This is a genomic window from Streptomyces olivoverticillatus (genome assembly GCF_014203555.1).
Taxonomy (GTDB): Bacteria; Actinomycetota; Actinomycetes; order Streptomycetales; family Streptomycetaceae; genus Streptomyces; species Streptomyces olivoverticillatus.
Genome location: NZ_JACHJH010000007.1, coordinates 33,803 through 52,773 on the forward strand (window position 1 = coordinate 33,803; position 18,971 = coordinate 52,773).

The 18,971-nt window shown below is 72.9% G+C and carries 17 protein-coding genes; 5 read left to right on the forward strand and 12 right to left on the reverse strand.

Annotated elements, in window-relative coordinates:
* Positions 1-53 precede the first annotated feature (53 nt).
* Positions 54-1,007: an FAD-dependent oxidoreductase gene (locus tag FHS39_RS21880; RefSeq protein ID WP_184351146.1), complete on the forward strand. Its 954-nt coding sequence runs from the start codon at positions 54-56 to the stop codon at positions 1,005-1,007.
* A gap of 36 nt (positions 1,008-1,043) precedes the next feature.
* On the opposite strand, the gene FHS39_RS21885 is transcribed toward FHS39_RS21880, so the two are convergent.
* Positions 1,044-2,948, reverse strand: a complete 1,905-nt coding sequence (locus FHS39_RS21885) for a Xaa-Pro dipeptidyl-peptidase (RefSeq protein ID WP_221463101.1) — start codon at positions 2,946-2,948, stop codon at positions 1,044-1,046.
* Positions 2,949-3,203: 255 nt separating this feature from the next.
* Between FHS39_RS21885 and FHS39_RS21890 the strand changes: the two genes are divergently transcribed.
* Entirely contained in the window at positions 3,204-4,715 is a 1,512-nt protein-coding gene (locus tag FHS39_RS21890; protein ID WP_184351148.1) for a M1 family aminopeptidase, read from the forward strand.
* A 130-nt stretch (positions 4,716-4,845) separates the two neighbouring features.
* The gene (locus tag FHS39_RS21895) at positions 4,846-5,592 is read left to right on the forward strand and encodes a MerR family transcriptional regulator (protein ID WP_184351149.1); all 747 of its coding nucleotides are present in this window, start codon (positions 4,846-4,848) and stop codon (positions 5,590-5,592) included.
* 41 nt (positions 5,593-5,633) lie between these two features.
* Here the strand turns inward: FHS39_RS21895 and FHS39_RS21900 are convergent, their stop codons facing one another.
* The 7 genes from FHS39_RS21900 to FHS39_RS21930 all read right to left on the reverse strand — a co-directional run bounded on the left by FHS39_RS21900 (position 5,634) and on the right by FHS39_RS21930 (position 13,662).
* Positions 5,634-7,796 (reverse strand): 3-hydroxyacyl-CoA dehydrogenase NAD-binding domain-containing protein, encoded by a 2,163-nt coding sequence (locus tag FHS39_RS21900; RefSeq protein ID WP_184351150.1) that lies wholly within the window; start codon positions 7,794-7,796, stop codon positions 5,634-5,636.
* Positions 7,797-7,849: 53 nt separating this feature from the next.
* On the reverse strand, positions 7,850-9,112 hold the full coding sequence (locus tag FHS39_RS21905) for an acetyl-CoA C-acetyltransferase (RefSeq protein ID WP_184351151.1): 1,263 nt from the start codon (positions 9,110-9,112) through the stop codon (positions 7,850-7,852).
* Positions 9,113-9,146: 34 nt separating this feature from the next.
* Positions 9,147-10,289, reverse strand: coding sequence for an acyl-CoA dehydrogenase family protein (locus FHS39_RS21910; RefSeq protein WP_184351152.1), 1,143 nt, complete (start codon positions 10,287-10,289; stop codon positions 9,147-9,149).
* A complete protein-coding gene (locus FHS39_RS21915) occupies positions 10,279-11,427 on the reverse strand; it encodes a CaiB/BaiF CoA transferase family protein (RefSeq protein WP_184351153.1) in 1,149 nt (382 codons plus the stop codon). The genes FHS39_RS21910 and FHS39_RS21915 overlap by 11 nt, the downstream gene beginning before the upstream one ends.
* A 109-nt stretch (positions 11,428-11,536) precedes the next feature.
* Positions 11,537-11,911, reverse strand: a complete 375-nt coding sequence (locus FHS39_RS21920) for an MmcQ/YjbR family DNA-binding protein (RefSeq protein ID WP_184351154.1) — start codon at positions 11,909-11,911, stop codon at positions 11,537-11,539.
* 35 nt (positions 11,912-11,946) lie between these two features.
* Entirely contained in the window at positions 11,947-12,879 is a 933-nt protein-coding gene (locus FHS39_RS21925; protein WP_184351155.1) for a dihydrodipicolinate synthase family protein, read from the reverse strand.
* Positions 12,880-12,969: 90 nt separating this feature from the next.
* On the reverse strand, positions 12,970-13,662 hold the full coding sequence (locus FHS39_RS21930; protein WP_184351156.1) for an endonuclease V: 693 nt from the start codon (positions 13,660-13,662) through the stop codon (positions 12,970-12,972).
* A 52-nt stretch (positions 13,663-13,714) separates the two neighbouring features.
* Here FHS39_RS21930 and FHS39_RS21935 point away from each other — a divergent pair, with 52 nt between their 5' ends.
* Positions 13,715-14,014: a YciI family protein gene (locus FHS39_RS21935; RefSeq protein ID WP_045932886.1), complete on the forward strand. Its 300-nt coding sequence runs from the start codon at positions 13,715-13,717 to the stop codon at positions 14,012-14,014.
* Here the strand turns inward: FHS39_RS21935 and FHS39_RS21940 are convergent.
* Positions 14,003-15,097 (reverse strand): WD40/YVTN/BNR-like repeat-containing protein, encoded by a 1,095-nt coding sequence (locus tag FHS39_RS21940; protein ID WP_246470399.1) that lies wholly within the window; start codon positions 15,095-15,097, stop codon positions 14,003-14,005. The two genes, FHS39_RS21935 and FHS39_RS21940, sit on opposite strands and share 12 nt — an antisense overlap.
* A 253-nt stretch (positions 15,098-15,350) precedes the next feature.
* On the opposite strand from FHS39_RS21940, the gene ssgD reads away from it, so the two are divergent.
* A complete protein-coding gene (gene ssgD / locus FHS39_RS21945; RefSeq protein ID WP_184351157.1) occupies positions 15,351-15,764 on the forward strand; it encodes a spore wall synthesis regulator SsgD in 414 nt (137 codons plus the stop codon).
* 13 nt (positions 15,765-15,777) lie between these two features.
* Here the strand turns inward: ssgD and FHS39_RS21950 are convergent, their stop codons facing one another.
* The 3 genes from FHS39_RS21950 to FHS39_RS21960 form a co-directional block, all read right to left on the reverse strand.
* Complete coding sequence (locus FHS39_RS21950) at positions 15,778-17,253, reverse strand: hypothetical protein (protein ID WP_246470400.1); 1,476 nt, start codon at positions 17,251-17,253, stop codon at positions 15,778-15,780.
* Positions 17,254-17,277: 24 nt separating this feature from the next.
* A complete protein-coding gene (locus FHS39_RS21955; protein ID WP_184351158.1) occupies positions 17,278-17,769 on the reverse strand; it encodes an inorganic diphosphatase in 492 nt (163 codons plus the stop codon).
* A 154-nt stretch (positions 17,770-17,923) separates the two neighbouring features.
* Positions 17,924-18,907 carry a DMT family transporter gene (locus tag FHS39_RS21960; RefSeq protein ID WP_184351159.1) on the reverse strand — a complete coding sequence of 328 codons (984 nt, stop codon included), beginning with the start codon at positions 18,905-18,907 and terminating at the stop codon, positions 17,924-17,926.
* Positions 18,908-18,971: the final 64 nt, after the last annotated feature.

Here is an 18,971-nt window from a genome sequence, read left to right on the forward strand (position 1 = left end):
CGTTTGTGCCACTTCCAGCCCGGCGGCGGCGAATTGGCCTGTACCGTCGGCCCATGGCTAGCGATGTGATCGTGGTCGGGGCCGGGGTCACCGGGCTGACCAGCGCTGTCGTGCTGGCGGAGCGTGGCCTCCGGGTGGAGGTGTGGACGCGCTCGCCGTCCGCGGAGACCACCTCGGCGGTGGCGGGCGGCCTGTGGTGGCCCTACCGCATACGGCCCGAAGCCCAGGCGTCCGCCTGGGCTTTGCGGTCGCTGGCGGTCCTGGCAGGACTGGCGGAGCGGCCGGAGGAGACCGGGGTGCGCATGGTCGAGGGCACCCACGGGGGCGCGGTTCCAGCGGAGTTGGGGCCGTGGGCGGAGCAGGTGCGGGGTCTGAGGGCGGCGGAGCCCGAGGAGCTGCCGCGCGGGTACGACCGGGGGGTGCGCTGCCGTCTGCCGCTGCTGGACATGCCGGCGCATCTGGACTATCTGCGGCGGCGGTTGGCGGCCGCGGGCGGCACGGTGACGGTGCGTCCGGTCGCCTCACTGGGGCAGGCGGGGCGCGCGGCCGGTGCGGTGGTCAACTGCACGGGCCTGGGCGCCCGCGACCTGGTGCCGGACTACAAGGTGTATCCGGTGCGGGGCCAGGTCGTGGTGGTGGAGAACCCGGGGATCGACGAGTGGTTCACGGTGGCCGACGACAGCAAGCCGGAGTTGCTGTACGTGCTGCCGCAGCCGTACGGCGTGGTCCTCGGCGGCACGGCCGGTGAGCACGTCTGGGACCGTACGCCGTCGCCCTGCACGGCGCAGGCGATCATCGCCCGTTGCTCGCGCGTCCATCCCCGGCTGTGCCAGTCGCGGGTGCTGGCGCACCGGGTGGGGCTGCGTCCGGCGCGCCACCGGGTGCGGCTGGAGGCCGAGCGGCTGCCGGGCGGGGCGCGGCTGGTGCACAACTACGGGCACGGGGGCGCCGGGATCACGGTCTCGTGGGGCTGTGCGCTGCAGACGGCGGATCTGGTGGAGCTGTGAGGGCGGGGGCTCCCCGGCGGGGAGCCCCCTGGCGGTTCAGGGACGGTGGGTGAGGGAGGGGACGGGCAGGCCGCGCGGGGTGGCGGGGGCCGGTCGTCCGCCATGGCCGCCGCTGCGGACGGCCCGTTCGAAGGCCGCCTTGCCGCCGACGAGCGGGAGGCTCGCCGAGGTGCGGTGCAGGTCCACGGTGAGCTTGGGCGTGGTGGCGGCCGGTTCGATCAGGCCGGCGTCGGTGCCGGCGACGATCAGGGCCAGGCGGTGGCCCGCCGGGACGACGTGGTCGGTGGCGGCGAGGTCGAGCGTGACGGTGTAGGGCTTGCCCGGGGTCAGCGGGGTGCCGTGGGACGCGCTCGCGTAGTGGCCGAGGTCGGCCCAGCCGCGGCTGAAGACCGTGTAGTCGACGTTCTGCTTGTCCGCCGCGGTCCGTTTGAAGCAGCCGGTGTCAGCGGTGGTGCCGCTGCCCCAGCAGGTGCGGTCCGCGAGGGTGAGGATGCCTTCGCCGGAGGCCGCGTAGTTGCGGATCGTGGCCGGTCCCAGGTCGACCAGGACGGCCGACAGGTGGGCCGAGGCGGTCGAGGGGGTGACGGTGAGGCTGACCTTCGAGGAACCGGCCAGACGCAGGTCGCGGGTGAGCGGGGCGGTGGTGAACCCGGCCTTGGCGGGCGTGGACTGGTCGATGTGGGCCGACCAGTCGCTCTCGCCGAGCGTGCGGTCGTCGGTGAACTCGGCGGTGGTGCCGCGCGGCGCGGGCGTGGTGCCCAGGGTGCCGACGCCGGGCTGCGGGCCCGCGGCGGGGCGCACGGTGGTCGCGGCGGTGCCGCGGGGCGGCCAGACGCGGTCGGTGGACCACTGGTCGGGGGCGCGCTCGACGTCGGCCATCGGCTCGCGCTCGATGCCGTTGTCGTAGCCGAGGAGGTAGTGGTCGAACCAGCGGTGCAGGGTGGGCACCCAGGTGTCGCGGCGGTAGTCGAACGGATCGACGTGGCCGGTCTGTGACAGCCACACCTTGCGCTCGACGCCGTTGGCGGCGAGCGCGTCCCACCACTGGCCGAAGTGCTTGGTGCGGACGTTGAGGTCCTGCATGCCGTGGACGGCGAAGACGCTGGCGCGCACCTTGTGCGCGTCCTTGACGTAGTCGCGCTCGTCCCACAGCGCCGTCCGGTCGCCGTTGCGCGGGGCGCCTTCGACGAGCTTGCGCTGTACGGCCTGGCAGCGGCCGTGCGCCTCGGGGCTCTCGATGTCGTTGGCGAGGCCGTCGGGCCCGCCGTCGTAGAGGGCGGCGCCCTTGGCGAAGTAGTAGTCGTACCAGGAGCTGATCGCCCCGATGGGGACGATGGTCTTCAGGCCCTTGACTCCGGTGGCGGCGACGCCGTTGGCGACGGTGCCGTCGTAGCTCTTGCCGATCATGCCCACGGCGCCGGTGCTCCAGCCGGCGCTGACGGCGTGTTTGCCGGTGCGGGAGGAGTAACCGCGGGCCCGGCCGTTCAGCCAGTCGATCACGGCCTTGGCGGACTGGATGTCGGAGCGGCCGCCGATGTCGATGCAGCCGTCGGAGCGGTTGGTGCCGGCGAGGTCGACGAGGACGACCGCATAGCCCCGCGGCACAAAGTAATTGTCATAGTAAAGCGGGAATTGAACAGGCTTGCCCTGTGCGTCGTAGGTCTTCTTCTGGCTTTCGTTGCCGCGTCCGCAGCAGGAGTAGTACGGGCTGGCGTCCATGACGACCGGCACCTTCCGGCCGCGTTCCGCGGCTTCGCGGGGCCGGATGATGTCGGCCGCGACCCGGTCGGTGCGGCCGTCGCCATCGCCATCGAGCTTGATGTCCACCCATACGGTTTCCCGTACCGCACGGTCGTAGGAGTAGACGGGTCTGCTCTCGGGCGGCGCTTTGCTGCCGGCCGCGGCCGCCTGTGCGGCGGGCGGCGCGAGCAGTGCGGCCATCAGGGCGGCCAGGGCCGCCAGCAGGGAAGTCGTCCAGGGTATGCGGGGTTTCCGCGCGCGTTCGGGCACCTCGGGACCGTAGCGTGAGTCAACTCCCGTACAGAAGGGGGGTGACCGCTGTCAGGGGTGGCCGGGAGGCGTCTGATGACACGCACATGTCGTTCTCATGTCGGGATACACCATGGACATACCGGTGTCCCTGATGAGTACATAGGCTGCGAGTGATCTTTCGCCCCCTACGAGTTGGAGTGACTCGTGCGTCTCAGACTCATCGTTCCGAGCGCGGCCGCCGCCTTCCTCATGCTGGCGATCCCGGCATCCGCGGCCGACGGCACGCCGGGTGCCCCGGGTGTCGGAGACTCGTACTACCCCACGTCCGGGAACGGCGGTTACCACGTCTCCCACTACGACCTGCGGCTGAAGTACGAGCCCAAGACGGACCGGCTGGACGGCACGGCGACGCTGACCGCGACCACCACTCAGGCGCTGTCCCGCTTCAACCTCGACTTCGCGCTGCACGTCAACGAGGTGCTCGTCAACGGCAAGAAGGCCGCGTTCACCAAGACCGGTGAGCACGAGCTGGAGATCACCCCGCCCTCCTCCCTCGAACAGGGCAAGGAGGTCAACGTCGTCGTCCGCTACAGCGACACCCCCTCCCAGGTGAAGATCAACGGCTACTCCGCCTGGCAGCGCACCCCGGACGGGGCGGTCGTGGCCAACGAGCCCGAGGCGGCCGTTTGGTGGTTCCCCAGCAACGACCACCCGCGTGACAAGGCCACGTACGACATCTCGGTCGCGGTGCCCGACGGGCTGCAGACGGTCAGCAACGGCGAGCTGAAGTCGCAGACCTCCAAGCTGGGCTGGACCCGCTACAACTGGCGCGCCACCAAGCCGCAGGCCACGTACCTGACGACGCTGGCGGTGGGCAAGTTCGACATCACGACCGACAAGACCTCGAACGGCCTTCCGGTCCTCAACGCCTACAGCAAGGACCTGGGCGACAACCTCGACCCGGCCAAGGCGAGCGTCGGCCGTACCGCCGAGATCATCGACTGGGAGAGCTCGGTCTTCGGCCCGTACCCCTTCAACGCCGTCGGCGGCTACGTCCCCAACGTCAAGACCGGCTACGCGCTGGAGACCCAGACCCGGCCGTACTACAGCCCGTCGAGCTTCGCCAACGGCGCCAACGTCTCGGTGGTCGTGCACGAGCTGGCCCACCAGTGGTTCGGCGACAACGTCTCGGTGAAGAACTGGCGCGACATCTGGGTCAACGAGGGCTTCGCCACCTACGCCCAGTGGCTGTGGTCGGCGAAGGAAGGCGAGGGCACCACGCAGGAGCTCGCCGACTACGTCTACAACGGCATCCCCGCGGACAACGACTTCTGGAAGGTCAAGCCGGGCGACCCGGGCGCGGACAACCAGTTCCACAACGCCGTCTACAACCGCGGCGCGATCGCCCTGCAGGCCCTGCGCAACAAGGTCGGCGACAAGACCTTCTTCACGATCCTCAAGCAGTGGCAGAGCGAGAACAAGTACGGCAACGGCTCGGTGCAGGACTTCGTGAAGTTCTCCGAGCGGGTCTCCGGCAAGCCGCTGCAGAAGCTCTTCGACACCTGGCTGTTCACCACGACGAAGCCGAGCGCGGCGGACGCCGCCAAGGACGGCATCGGCACGGCGCACCAGGCCAAGGCGGGCCGGTCCCTCAAGGCCGCCGAGCCCAAGTCCTGGAAGAAGATCAAGGAAGCGCAGGCCGCGCTCCCGCACTGACCGGCACACTCGGTGAAAGGGCCCGTCGCTTCGGCGGCGGGCCCTTTCGTGTGCCCACGGCGGTTTCACAGCAGTGGTGGCACAGCAATACTGTTGAGCCCGAAGGCGCGACAGGAAGCGAGGCACCGCGATGCCCCACGAGACCCCGGAAGCCGGGGAGGCGGCAGAAGCCACCCTCACCGTCGACGAGTTGGCGGCCCGCGCCGGAGTGACCGTCCGCACCGTGCGCTTCTACGGCACCCGGGGCCTGCTGCCGCCGCCCGTGATCGGACCGCGCCGGGTGGGCCACTACGGCCGCGCCCACCTCTCCCGCCTCGCCCTCATAGAAGAACTGCAGCACCAGGGGCTGACGCTGGCCGCCATCGAACGGTACGTCCAGCGGCTCCCGGACGACCTCAGCCCGCACGACCTGGCCATCCACCGCGCCATGGTCGCCTCCTGGACGCCCGACAAGGCGGAGGAGACCACGCGAGCGCAGCTCGAACGGCGCGTCGGACGGCCGCTGGCCGAGGACGACATCGCCCGCCTGGCCGCCATGAACGTCCTGGAGCGGACCGCCGAGGACGACGGCACGTTCCGGGTCGACCCCGCGCTGCTGCAGCTGGGCGTGGCGCTGCTGGACGTCCCCATGACCCTGGAGACGATCCTGGCGGCCCGCGGCGTGCTGCTGGAGCACGCCCGGGCCACGGCCCGCGAGCTGACGCGGCTCTTCCACGACGAGGTGTGGGGCCCCTACCGGGAGCGGGAGAGCGATCCCGAGGAGGTGGAGGCGATGAAGTCGCTGTCGGCCCATATGCAGCCCATGGTGGTCCAGGCGCTGGTCACCGCGTTCCAGCGGTCGCTGAAGCACGAGCTGAAGCAGACGTACGGGGGCTGAGGCCCTGCCCCAGCCCCCGTACGGCGGCTCTCCGGCGCGCGTCAGTCGGTGAAGGTCTCGCCCTTCTCCGCCTTCTCCACCAGCAGCGCGGGCGGCGCGAACCGGTCGCCGTACGCTGCCTGGAGCTCCCGTGCCCGCGCCGCGAAGCCTGCCGGGCCGCCCTCGTAGCCGTTGACGAACTGCAGCACGCCGCCCGTCCAGCCGGGGAAGCCGATGCCGAGGATCGAACCGATGTTGGCGTCGGCGACCGAGGTGAGCACCCCCTCCTCCAGGCAGCGGATCGAATCCAGCGCCTCCGAGAAGAGCATCCGGTCCATCATGTCCGCGAAGGGGATCCGCACGCCCCGCCCGAAGTGCTCCCCGAGCCCCGGCCACAGGCTCGTCCGCCTGCCGTCGGCGTAGTCGTAGAAGCCGGCGCCGCCGCTGCGTCCGGTGCGTCCGAACTCCTCGGTCATCCGGTCGATGACGGCGTCCGCGGGGTGCGGCTCCCAGGTGCCGCCCGCCTCCAGGGCGGCGCGGCGCGTCTCCTCGCGGATCCTGCGGGGCAGGGTCAGGGTCAGCTCGTCCATCAAGGAGAGCACCTTGGCCGGGTATCCGGCCTGGGCGGCGGCCTGTTCGACGGAGGCGGCGTCGATGCCCTCGCCGATCATCGCCACGCCCTCGTTGATGAAGCGGCCGATGACGCGCGAGGTGAAGAAGCCGCGCGAGTCGTTGACGACGACGGGCGTCTTGCGGATCTGCCGCACCAGGTCGAAGGCGCGGGCCAGGGCCTCCTCGCCGGTGCGCCCGCCCTTGATGATCTCCACCAGCGGCATCTTGTCGACCGGCGAGAAGAAGTGCAGGCCGACGAAGTCCCCGGGCCGTTCGACGCCTTCGGCGAGCAGGGTGATGGGCAGCGTGGAGGTGTTGGAGCACAGCAGCGCGTCCTGGTCGACGACGTGCTGGATCTCCTGGAAGACCTTGTGCTTGAGCGTCGGGTCCTCGAAGACGGCCTCGATGACGGCGTCGCACCCGGCGAGGTCGGCGACGTCCCCGGTGGGGGTGATCCTGGCGAGCAGTTCGTCGCGCTCGCGCTCGGTCGTGCGGCCCTTGGCAACCGCCTTGGCCAGCAGGCCCTCCGAGTACGCCTTGCCGCGGGCGGCGTGCTCGGCCGAGACGTCCTTGAGCACCACCTCGATGCCCGCCCGCGCACAGGCGTAGGCGATGCCGGCGCCCATCATGCCCGCGCCGAGGACGGCCACCTTGCGCACGGTGCGCGGCGGGACGCCCTGCGGGCGGCTGGCGCCGGAGTTGACGGCCTGCAGGTCGAAGAAGAACGCCTGGATCATGTTCTTGGCGATCGGGCCCGTGACCAGCTCGGTGAAGTAGCGGGCCTCGATGACCTGCGCGGTCTCGAAGTCGACCTGCGCGCCCTCGACGGCCGCGGCCAGGATGTTGCGCGGGGCCGGGTAGGGGGCGCCGCCGGTCTGCTTCTTGAGGGTGGCAGGGAAGGCCGGCAGGTTGGCGGCGAAGCGGGGGTCGGCCGGGGTGCCGCCGGGGATGCGGTAGCCCTTGACGTCCCAGGGCTGGCAGGACTGCGGGTTGGCGTCGATGAAGGCCCGCGCCTTGGCGAGCAGCTCCTCGGCGGTGGCCGCCACCTCGTGGACCAGCCCCGCCTCCAGTGCCCGGCGGGGGCTGTACCGGGTGCCCTGGAGCAGCACCTTGAGCAGGGCGTCGGTGATGCCGAGGAGCCGTACGGTCCGCACGATGCCGCCGCCTCCGGGGAGCAGCCCCAGCGTGACCTCGGGCAGTCCGATCTTCGACCCGGGGGCGTCGAGGGCGATGCGGTGGTGGCAGGCCAGGGCGATCTCGTAACCGCCGCCGAGCGCGGCGCCGTTGATCGCCGCGACGACCGGCACCCCGAGGGTCTCGATGCGCCGCAGGTCCCGCTTGACGGCGAGCCCCGTCTCGAACACCTGCTGTGCCTGCGCCGGGGTGGCCGCGATCAGCTCCCGCAGGTCGCCGCCAGCGAAGAAGGTCTTCTTCGCGGAGGTGAAGACGACCCCGCGCACGGTCTCCCGCTCGGCCTCCAGCCGGTCGGCGACGGCGGCGAGGGACGCCGTGAAGGCGGCGTTCATGGTGTTGGCCGACTGACCGGGGTCGTCGAGGACGAGCGTGACGATGCCGCAGTCGCTGCGCTCGTAGCGGATGGTGGTTTCGGTCATTTCGAAGTCTCCAGTGTTCAAGCGCGCTGCCGCGCGGTGGCCTCGGGGCTCGCTCAGCCGGCGCTGGGGGTCATGCGCTCGACGACCGTGGCGATGCCCATGCCGCCGCCCACGCACAGCGTGATCAGGCCGTACCGCCCGCCGCGCCGCTCCAGTTCGTCCACGACCGTGCCCAGCAGCATCGCCCCCGTGGCACCCAGCGGGTGTCCCAGGGCGATGGCTCCGCCGTTGACGTTGATCCTGTCCAGGCCGATCCCCATGTCCTGCGCGAAGCGCAGCACCACCGCCGCGAACGCCTCGTTGATCTCGATCAGGTCGATGTCGCCGATGTCCAGGCCGGCCTTGGCGAGCGCCTTGCGGGTGGCGGGCGCGGGGCCGGTCAGCATGATGGTCGGATCGGAGCCGGAGACGGCCGCGGAGACGATGCGGGCCCGCGGCCGCAGTCCGTACCGCTCGCCCACCTCACGGCTGCCGATGAGGGCCAGCGCCGCGCCGTCGACGATGCCGGAGGAGTTCCCGGCGTGGTGCACGTGATCGATCTTCTCCACCCAGTGGTACTGCTGGAGCGCCACCGCGTCGAAGCCGCCCTGCTCGCCGATGCCGGCGAAGGACGGCTTGAGCGCGCCGAGGGACTCGGCGGTGGTGCCGGGCCGCAGGTGCTCGTCGCGGTCGAGGACCACCAGGCCGTTGCGGTCGCGGACGGGCACGACGGACCGGTCGAAGCGGCCGTCCTTCCATGCGGCCGCGGCCAGTTCCTGCGAACGCGCGGCGAAGGTGTCGACGTCGTGGCGGGTGAAGCCGCCGAGCGTGGCGATGAGGTCGGCGCCGATGCCCTGCGGGACGAAGTTGACGTCGAAGTTGGTCATCGGGTCCGCGAACCACGCGCCGCCGTCGGAGGCCATGGGCACCCGGGACATCGATTCGACGCCGCCCGCCAGCACCAGGTCCTCCCAGCCGGAGCGCACCTTGGCCGCGGCGAGGTTGACGGCCTCCAGGCCCGAGGCGCAGAAGCGGTTCTCCTGGACGCCCGCCACGGTGTCCGGCAGCCCGGCGGCGATCGCGGCGATCCGGGCGATGTCGGAGCCCTGGTCGCCCACGGGGCTGACGACGCCGAGCACGATGTCGTCGACGGCCGCCGGGTCCAGGTCCGGGAAGCGGCGCCGCACTTCGTGGATCAGGCCGACGACGAGGTCGACGGGCTTGGTGCCGTGCAGTGCGCCTCCCCCAGAGCCTTGACGGCCTGGGAGGTGCCCCCGCGCCTTGCCACGGCCGCGGGGGGTGCGGATCGCCTCGTACACATACGCTTCGGTGCTCACGTTCGGCAGCCTTTCGGGGTCCGGGGAGGGTCGGTCAGGAGAGCAGGGAACGGCCGATGATTTCCTTCATGATCTCGGTGGTGCCACCGTAGATCGTCTGGATCCGGCCGTCCGTGAAGGCCTTCGCGACCGGGTATTCGGTCATGTAGCCGTATCCGCCGTGCAGTTGCAGACACCGGTCGGCGACGCGTTTTTGCAGTTCGGTGGCCCACCACTTGGCCATGGAGGCGTGCACGGTGTCGAGCTCGCCCCGGTTGTGATCGACGATGCAGCGGTCGAGGAAGGTGCGGGTGACGGCACACTCGGTGGCCATTTCGGCTATCTCGAAGCGGATGTGCTGCAGCCGCGCGAGCGGCCGGCCGAACGCCTCGCGCTCCTTGACGTAGCCGGTGGTGATCTCCAGGAGGTGCTCGGCCGCCGCGATCGCGGCGACGGCGATGCTCAGCCGCTCCTGCGGGAGGTTGGCCATCAGGTGGAAGAAGGCGCCGTCGGCCTCGCCCAGCAGGTTCTCCTTGGGCACCCGGACGTCGTCGAAGAAGAGTTCGGCGGTGTCCTGGGCCTTCATGCCGATCTTGTCGAGGTTGCGGCCGCGCTCGAAGCCGGGCATGCCGCGTTCGACCACGAGCAGGCTCAGGCCCCTGGCCCCGCCCTCCGGCGTGGTCTTGGCCACCACAACCACCAGGTCGGCAAGGATGCCGTTGGAGATGAAGGTCTTCGCGCCGTTGAGCAGCCAGTGGTCGCCACGGTCCTCGGCGGTGGTGCGGATGCCCTGCAGGTCGGAGCCGGCGCCGGGCTCGGTCATGGCGACGGCGGTGACGCTCTCGCCCGAGCAGAAGCCGGGCAGCCAGCGCCGCTTCTGCTCGTCGGTGGCCAGGGTGGTGAAGTAGGGGCCGACGATGTCGTTGTGCAGGGCGACGGCGAGGCCGGAGGCCCCGGCGCGGGTGAACTCCTCGGTGAGGACGACGCTGTGGCGGAAGTCGGCGTTCCCCCCGCCGCCGTACTCCTCGGGCACGGCGAGCCCGAGCAGGCCCTGCCGCCCGGCCGCGCGCCAGGCGTCGCGGGAGACGATCCCCTCCCTCTCCCACCGTTCGTGGTGCGGGGTCACCTCCTTGGCGAGGAAGGCCCGCACGCTCTCGCGGAAGGCTTCGTGTTCGGCGGTGAAGAGCTCACGCTTCATCGGTGCGGAGGCCTTTCCGGTCGGCGGACGGGGCGAGGCGGGGGACGTCCCAGTCGCAGGCCACCTCGGCGGTGTCCGCGCCGGGCCGTGCGGGCGGGCGGCGTACGGCGGTGGGGGTGGCGGAGAAGCGCGGGGCGGGGGCGGGCTGGACGATGCCGCCCTCGTCGGTGAACGTGCCGCGCGCGGCCAGGTGCGGATGGCGGGGGGCCTCGCGCAGCGACAGGACGGGCGCCACACAGGCATCGGTGCCCTCGAAGACCTCGGTCCACTCGGCGCGGGTGCGGCTGCGGAAGCGCTCCGCGATCGCGGAGCGCAGCTCGTCCCAGCGGGCGGGGTCCTCGCGGCCGGCCTCCTCAAGGCCGAGCAGCCGGACGAACTCGGCGTAGAACCGCGGCTCCAGCGCGCCGACCGCCATGTACCCGCCGTCGGCGGTCTCGTACGTCCCGTAGAAGGGCGCGCCCCCGTCGAGGAGGTTGGCGGCGCGCCGGTCCTGCCAGCCGCCCGCCGCGAGCATGCCGTGGATCACCGCCGTCAGGTGTGCGGTGCCGTCGACGATGGCGGCGTCGACGACCTGCCCGGTGCCGGTGGCGCGGGCGTGGTGGAGGGCGGCGAGGACCCCGGTGACGAGGTAGAGGGAGCCGCCGGCGTAGTCGCCGAGGAGGTTGGCCGCGGGGTGGGGCGGCCCGTCGGCGGGCCCGGTCATGCCCAGGGCGCCGGTGACGGCGACGTAGCCGATGTCGTGCCCGGCGCTGTGGGCGAGCGGCCCCTCCTGGCCCCAGCCGGTCATCCGCCCGTACACCAGGCGGGGGTTGCGGCCCAGGGCCGGTCCGGGGCCGACGCCGAGGCGCTCGGCGACGCCCGGGCGCAGGCCCTCCAGCAGGACGTCGGCCCGCGCGGCGAGGTCGAGCACGGTGTCGGGGCCGTGCGCGGACTTGAGGTCGACGAGGACGGAGCGCTTGTTGCGGTTGGCGAGGTCGTGGTCCGGGTCGATGTGCAGCCCCGGGCCGCCGGGGCGGTCGACGCGGACGACGTCGGCGCCGAGGTCGGCCAGGAGCATGGCGGCGAAGGGGGCCGGCCCGATGCCTGCGAGCTCGACCACGCGCACTCCGGCGAGCGGACCGCTTCCCGTGTCTGCCATCCGCCCCGCCCCCACGTCCGACGCCTTATGACACAGCCTTATGACACAACTGCTGTAACACTCGTGATGTTATGAACGTGGCGCACCGTCCACAAGCCCCTGACGGCCCTCAGCGTGCGTCGAGTTGGGCGACGAGGCGTTTGGGGGCGATGGTCCGGTAGCTCTCCTCGACCCAGTCGCACAGGAGCTCGGCCGGGGCGCTCCCGCCGGTCAGCGGCACGGACACCCAGCCGGAGCGGCCCAGCCCGTAAGCGGTGGGCGCGGCGCCCGGCACGGTGAGGGCGTGGCCGTGGGCCTCCTCGTCCTTGAGCTTCACCGAGATGCCCGCGGACTCGGCGTCCCCCTCGGCCCCGAGGAAGACGAAGATCTTCTTGTTGACCTTGACGACGGCGCTGTCGCCCCAGGGGAACTCCTCGACGGCGCCGGGGAGGGAGAGGGCGAAGGAGCGGACACGGCTGCGGGTTTTGAGGATCGTGGGCGTCATGGGGGAGATTCTGCCCCGGCCGCTGCGGCGGGCCGCTACGCCAATCCGCTCTCCGCCAGCACCCGGCGGACCTCCCTCACGGCGGAGTCGGGCAGCGGGCGCATCGGCGCGGCCGTCGCCGGGCACGCGATGACCCCCAGCGCGTGCAGCGCCGCCTTGAAGCCGCCCAGGGCGGAGGAAGCGCCGCTCATCTCCCCCGGATCCCCCGCGTCCACCAGGTCGAACAGCGCCGCCAGCCGGTCCTGTTCCGCGGCCGCCTCGGTCCAGCGCCCGGCCCGCGTGTGCTCGTACAGCCGTACGTACCCGGCGGGGTCCACATTGCCCAGGCCCGGCACGACGCCGTGCGCGCCCGCCAGCAGGGCGGCATCGACGGCGAGTTCGGAGCCGGTCAGGACCGCGAACCGGTCGAGGCCCCGGCGGCGGAGGGCGACGAGCAGGCGGCGCAGGGCGCCGAGGTCGCCGCTGCTGTCCTTGAGCCCGGCGAGCGTTCCGTCCTCGGCGAGCGCGAGGACGGTCGCGGCGCCGAGCTTGGAGTGGACGGCGGACGGGATGTCGTAGCCGATCACCGGTACGCCGGCGCCTTTGCACAGCCGCCGGAAGTGGTCCGCGGTCTCGGCCGGATGGGTGGCCGCGTAGAAGGGCGCCGTGGCCACCACGGCGTCCGCGCCGAGCGCCGCCGCGGCCCGCGCCCGGTCCAGCACCCGGGCCGTGGTCATGTCGATGGCCCCGGCGAGGACGGGCACCCGGCCCTGCACGGCCTCCACGACGGCCGCGAGGGCCGTGTGCCGCTGGGCGTCGCTCAGGAAGGCGGCCTCCCCGCTGGTGCCGAGGGTGAAGACGGCGGACGCACCGGCGGCCAGGACGTGCTCCACGAGGCGGGCCAGGGAGCGGGTGTCGACCTCGCCGGCGGCATCGAGCGGAGTGCACAGGGGCGGGACGACGCCGGACAGGGGCACGGGGAGGCGCATGCGGTCCGCCTTTCCGGCGAGGAGGCACGTGCGGGATTCCGGGGCCGAATCTGGCGCGGGCGCCGCGCCGCTGTCAAGAACGCCTCCGCCTCACGAACGCTTCAGCGCCGCCCGGCACAGCGCGTCCGCCCTGCGCGTGGTCTCCGGCAGCCGGTAGCCGCGGGTCAGGCGCAGGACATGGGCGCACGCGCCGTCCAGGCTCACCCGGTGGCCCACCGAGACGAAGACGGGCTTGACCCCGTCGCGGGTGCGCAGGGCGCGGCCCACCTCCTCGTCCCCGTCCAGCAGCGGCGAGGAATCACCGCGGCGCGGGCCGGGCTGCTCATGGCGGAAGGCGAACGGGTTCTTGGCGACGCCGATCGTCGGCAGGCCGGTCAGCACGCCGAGGTGGCTGGCCAGCCCGAAGCGCCGCGGGTGGGCGAGCCCGTAGCCGTCGCAGACCACGAGGCCCGGGGTCCGCTCCAGGCGGCCGAGGGCGGCGAGCACGGTGGGGATCTCCCGGAAGGCGAGCAGGCCGGGCACGTAGGGGAAGGCGACCCGGCCCACCGCCGTGGTCTCCTCCAGCACCTCGCAGGTGTCGGCGTCGAGCGCGACGGCGGCGGCCGCGACGACGTCCCGCTCGTCGTCGTAGGCGACGTCCACGCCGACGGCGACCAGCGGAGCGCCGGGCGGCGGGCCGGCCTCGTCGCGCACGACGCTCTCGCGCAACGCGTCCTGGACGGCGCGGGCCTCCGCCTCCGTCGTGGGCCAGTCGGGCGGCAGTTCGCCGGGTATGTCGCTCATCGCAAGGGCCATAGTGGCTTCCACGCTACGTCACGGGCGTAGCCTGGCGATCATGTTCGTACTTGAGCTGACCTACATCGCGCCCATCGAACGCATCGACGCCGCCCTCGAAGAGCATGTGGCCTGGCTGGACGCCCACTACGCGTCCGGCGTCTTCATCGCCTCGGGCCGCAAGGTGCCCCGTGACGGCGGGATCATCATCGCGCTGGGCGAGGACCGCGCCAAGGTCGAGGAGATCACCAGGAGCGACCCGTTCAGCGTGGCGGGCGTCTGCGAGTACACGATCACGGAGTTCGTGGCGACGAAGACCGCCCCGCCCCTGGAGCAGTACCGCCAGGAGCTACCGTCCTGACCCTTGCGGCCGCGGCGCCGCGCCGAGACGGGCGGCCCGCCCCTTCTCCCCCGCCGCCCAGCAGCCGCCGTCCGGTGCGCAGGCGACCGTGTCGTAGGAGCCGGTGTCGAAGCCGCGCCAGGTGCGGCCGCCATCCGTGGTGATCTCGCTGCCGGTGGGGCCGACGGCCACGGCCGTGGCGCGGCCGCGCGGCAGCCAGGCCACGCCCGAACGGTAGGCGGCGGGCGGCTCGTCGGCCGCGCGCCAGCTCCTCCCGCCGTCGGCGCTGACGGCGGCGGCGCGCTCCGAGGGCTGTCCGGCGCGGTAGTCGCCGCCGACGGCCAGCCCGCGGCCCCCGCGGAAGGCGAGCGCGAACACGCCGCGCGCGGGGTCGCCCGCCGGTACGGGCGTGGCGGCGGCGGTCCAGGTGCGGCCCCGGTCGGCGGAGTGCAGGACGCGGGAGGCGGCGGCGCCGCCGGTGGCGATCCATGCGTCGCGGGTGCCCGAGGTCACCACGCACTGGCCGCTCGCGGCGAACGCCGCCTCGCCGGGCTGCGCGGCGGGCATTCCGGCCGGGGGAAGCAGCCGCCAGGTGCGGCCGCCGTCCGCGGTCGCGAGGACGCGGAAGCGGCCGTCGACCGGGTCGCCGAGCGCGATGCCGTGGCGGTGGTCGAAGAAGGCCAGGCAGTCGTAGAAGGCCCGTGGGTCGGTGTTGCGGAAGCTCTCCGTCCAGTGGGCTCCGCCGTCGGCCGTGCGGAAGATCCGCGAGGCCTCGCCCTCGCCGATGGCGAGGACGACGGCGTGCCGGGCGTCGAATGCCTCGACGTCCCGGAACTCCAGGGCCCCCGCCCCCGGCGGCGAGACGTCGCGCCAGTGGCCGCCGCCGTCACGGGTGAGCAGCACGGTCCCCTTGGTACCCGCCACCCAGGCGGTGGACCGGCTCACCGCGGCGAGCCCGCGGAAGCGCGCGTCGCTCCCGGTGGCCTTGGCCTGCCAGGCCACTCCCGGCACCGGCCGCTGCGCCGCCTGCGCGGGAGCCGCACCGGCCGCCGTCACGGCCAGCGCCACCGACAACGCCCGTATCCACTTCACCGTCCGCCTCATGGGCGGTGAAGCTAGCGGAGGCCGAACGGGGCGTCTACAGCGGCGAAAGCGTCAACGTGACGCCCGTCCACCCTTGAGGCTTTCCTTCAACTTCCTTGCGCTAGAAGGCATATGTCTTCTTTTTCAAGGACAGTGATGCAGCTCACGCTTGATTCATGTGCACTGCGGCATTCGATAAACCGTCTGACCACCTGTAGGCGTCGTAGCGGCACGGAAGCGCACCACCCGGAACACCATCGCAAGGGAGCTGGCGTTGTCCACTGTCATCGAACAGGCTGTCCAGGCTCGGATCATTGCGTCGGCCCCGCCGTCCCGCACGGTTCCCGCGCAGCTGCTGTACGAGCGTGCCGATCCCTTCGCCGTCCGCGTCACCTTCCCCCCGGCCGCCTCCCTGGACGGCGACGAGGTCGAATGGGCCTTCGCCCGCGAGCTGCTGGCCCGCGGCCTGCTGACCCCCGCGGGCGGCGGCGACGTCCGGGTGTGGCCGTGCGGGCCGCACCGGACCGTGCTGGAGTTCCACGCGGCGGAGGGCGTGGCCATGGTCCAGCTCGACACTCCGGAGCTGCGCACGTTCCTGGCCCGTACCTACGCGCTCGTCCCGGCGGGTGGCGAGGGCGGGCACCTGGATGTGGACAGCGACCTGGCGGTGCTGCTGCGCGAGGCGTGAGCGGGGCCGGACCCTACGGGACGTAGGCCACCCAGTCCGTGCCGGGGATGTCGTGCGGGTGCCAGGTGCGTGCGAAGGGCGGCAGATACGGATCGTTCGTATCGAACAGCAGCGCCGTCGGCATGCTCGCCGCCGCCCGCACGATGCCGGCATTCGTCGTCGACCGGTTGTTCCCCATCGTCTCCGCCGACGCGCACCCCGCCTCGTAGGCGATGGGCTGTGCCCGGGGGCCCGTGACCAGACACGGGGGTTGGAGTCCCAGCCGCATCAGTTCGTCCGCCGCGCGCCGGTAGCGCACGGTGGTGTCGCGCGCGTCGGCGGTGTTCACCCGCAACTCCTCGACCTGCACCACGAGGTGGACGGCCAGCACCGCGGTCAGCAGGCCCGCGACGGCATACCTGGGCCGCCCCGGCCGCGCGGCCCGCACCGCCCGGGCGGCCAGGCCGGCCACCGGCAGGGCGAACAGCGCGTACGAGGGCAGTAGGAAGCGCGGGGCCGAGTAGTCGAGCAGCAGCAGGTAGGGCGCCGCGAGTGAGAGCCCGCAGGCGACCGGCAGGAAGGTCACCGCGGTCGGGGCCAGCGCACAGGCCGCGGCGAGGAGCACGGGAAGCAGCAGCCACCACAGCGAGTGCGTGACCGCCGGGCCCGCGATGTGACAGGGCCGGCACAACTGCGGCCCGTTGAGCGAGCGGTAGGCGGCCCGCAGCCCGGCGCCCAGGTGCGCCCCCATGCCGCCTTCGGTGTCGCTGGAGACGGCCAGCCGCCCGCCGATGCCGCCGAACCGCACGTACGCCTCGATGGTCCACTGCACGCCGCCGAGCGCCAGGCCGCCCAGGACGGCCGCCACGGTGCCGGGACGCCGCCAGTCGCGTACGGCCGCGCAGGCGGCCAGCAGGGGCAGGGCGAGCCAGACGGCGTCCGGTGCGCGGAACAGCGTGACGGCGACGAGGGTGGCAGCCAGGCCCAGCAGGGCGCGGCGCCGCCCGGGTCCGTCGTGGCGGGCCCGCAGGAACCAGCCCACCACGGCCACGGAGGTCAGCGCGACCCAGAGGTTGGGCATGACCTCGGGGCCGCTGAGCACGGTGATCCACAGCCCGCCGAAGAGCAGCGCGGCCAGCGCGGTGCACCCGCGGCCCAGCAGCGGCTCCCAGACCTTGAACGCGGCGAAGAGCGCGGCCGAGGAGAGCAGCACCAGCGCCACGCGCAGCACGGGGGGGGAGGAGGTGAGGGCGATGACGGGCCCGACGAGGAAGCTGATGCCGCGGGAGCGGGGGGCGCTGAAGAATGCGGCGGGGTTGCGGGGGTCGACCTGCGAGAGGTAGACGGTCTCGTCCCAGCCGAGATCCATGTGCACGACCGCGTAGCACAGTTGGACCACCGCGAAGGCCAGCGCGACGGCGGCCAGACGGGGATCGCGCAGCGGTGCGGCGCTGCTGACGCGGGCAAGGGCGGCGGGGAGGGGACCGGACCGCCGGTCGGTGGTGGCCATGCCCCCTTTTACCGCATCATCCTGTCAGTCGTGCCCCACACCCCGGGCCCGGGCACGGGAGGCGGCGATCTCCGCTTCGGCGGCGGCCCGGTCGGCCCAGCAGGCGGTGTCGACGGACTTGCCGGGCTCGAGTTCCTTGTAGACCTCGAAGAAGTGCTGGATCTCCAGCCGGTCGAACTCGGGGAGGTGCCGCAGGTCGCGGACGTGCTCGTGGCGGGGGTCCGCGGAGGGCACGCACAACACTTTGTCGTCCTCGCCCCGTTCGTCCCGCATGCGGAACATGCCGATGGCGCGACACCGGATGACCACGCCGGGGAAGGTGGGGTCGCCGGCGAGGACGAGGGCGTCCAGCGGCTCCCCGTCGGCGCCCAGGGTGCCGTCGACGAAGCCGTAGTCCGCGGGGTAGCGGGTGGAGGTGAACAGCATCCGGTCGAGCCGGATCCGTCCCAGCTCATGGTCCATCTCGTACTTGTTCCGACTGCCTTGCGGGATCTCCACGACGACGTCGAAGTCCACGGGCGCTCCTGTCACGGGGTGGCCGGATCCGGGCTTCCATGGTGGCGCGGCGCGCCCCGCGGGCGCCATGGTGCGTCGGCGTGCGCTCCATGGCCGGATCGCCGCGACCCCCGCGGCCTCCTGGGCCTCCTGGGCGTGTCCGATGGGCGGGGATTCAGCCGGAATCGGAGTCGGAACGGGCCGGAACCAGACACCGTGGACGCGACCGGGGGTGCGGCACCGAGGGCGTCCCTACGCCGTCCGGCCCCGGCGGCACTACCGCGTCGGGCGGAGATCCGGCCAGTACGACGAGCTCGCGGGGGGCATCGGTGGAGGCGTTCGCCCCTTGGACGGTCAGGGCGATCACGCCGACGGCGGCAACGGCTCCGGCGGCGACGGCCAGCAGGGCGCCGGCCAGTCCGTAGCGGAACGCCTCGCCCAGCGAGAGGATTCCGACGGCCGAGGCCACGACGGGGTTGACCACGGTGACGGTGGCCAGCGGTGCGGCCAGGCCCGCGCCCCGGTAGGAGGCCTGGGAGAGCAGCATCCCGGCGGAGGCGAGCAGCGCTATCACCGCGAGGCCGGGCAGCATGGCGGCCGGCCGGTGCACGTCCCAGTCCTCGGCGGCGGCCTTGGTGAAGACCGAGGCCATGCCGAAGGCGGCGCCCGCCGCCGTCGCCAGCACCACGCCCCGTACGACCGGCCGTCGCACCCGGCGCGCGGCAATGGCCAGCAGGGCCACGGCGCCCAGTACCGCCGCGACGAGCACGGGCCGCTGGCCGCCGTCGAGGGACTCGGTGCGCGGCGGCCCGGTCAGGGCGAGCAGCCCGGCGAGCCCGGCCGTGGCCAGCACGGCGCCCCGCCAGCCCCTCGCACCCACGGGTCTGTGCACGAACAGCGCGGCCATCGGCAGCGCGAAGACGATCGTCAGCGCGCCCAGCGGCTGCACCAGGCTGAGCGGCCCGAACGCCAGCGCCAGCACGTGCAGCCCCGCCCCCACCCCGGTGAGCGCCACCGCGCCCCACCACCCCGGTCTTCGCAGCGGCCCGCGGCCGCCGGCTCCGCCCGTGGCCGCCACCCGCTCCTGCACGATGGCCGCGCCCGCGTAGCAGACGGCGGACACCAGGCACAGCGCCACCGATGCCACCAGCGCGCTCACTGCTCGCCTCTGCTCTCCGCCCGCCCCCGGCGGCCCGTCCCCTCGTCCATGGAATCCACCATGC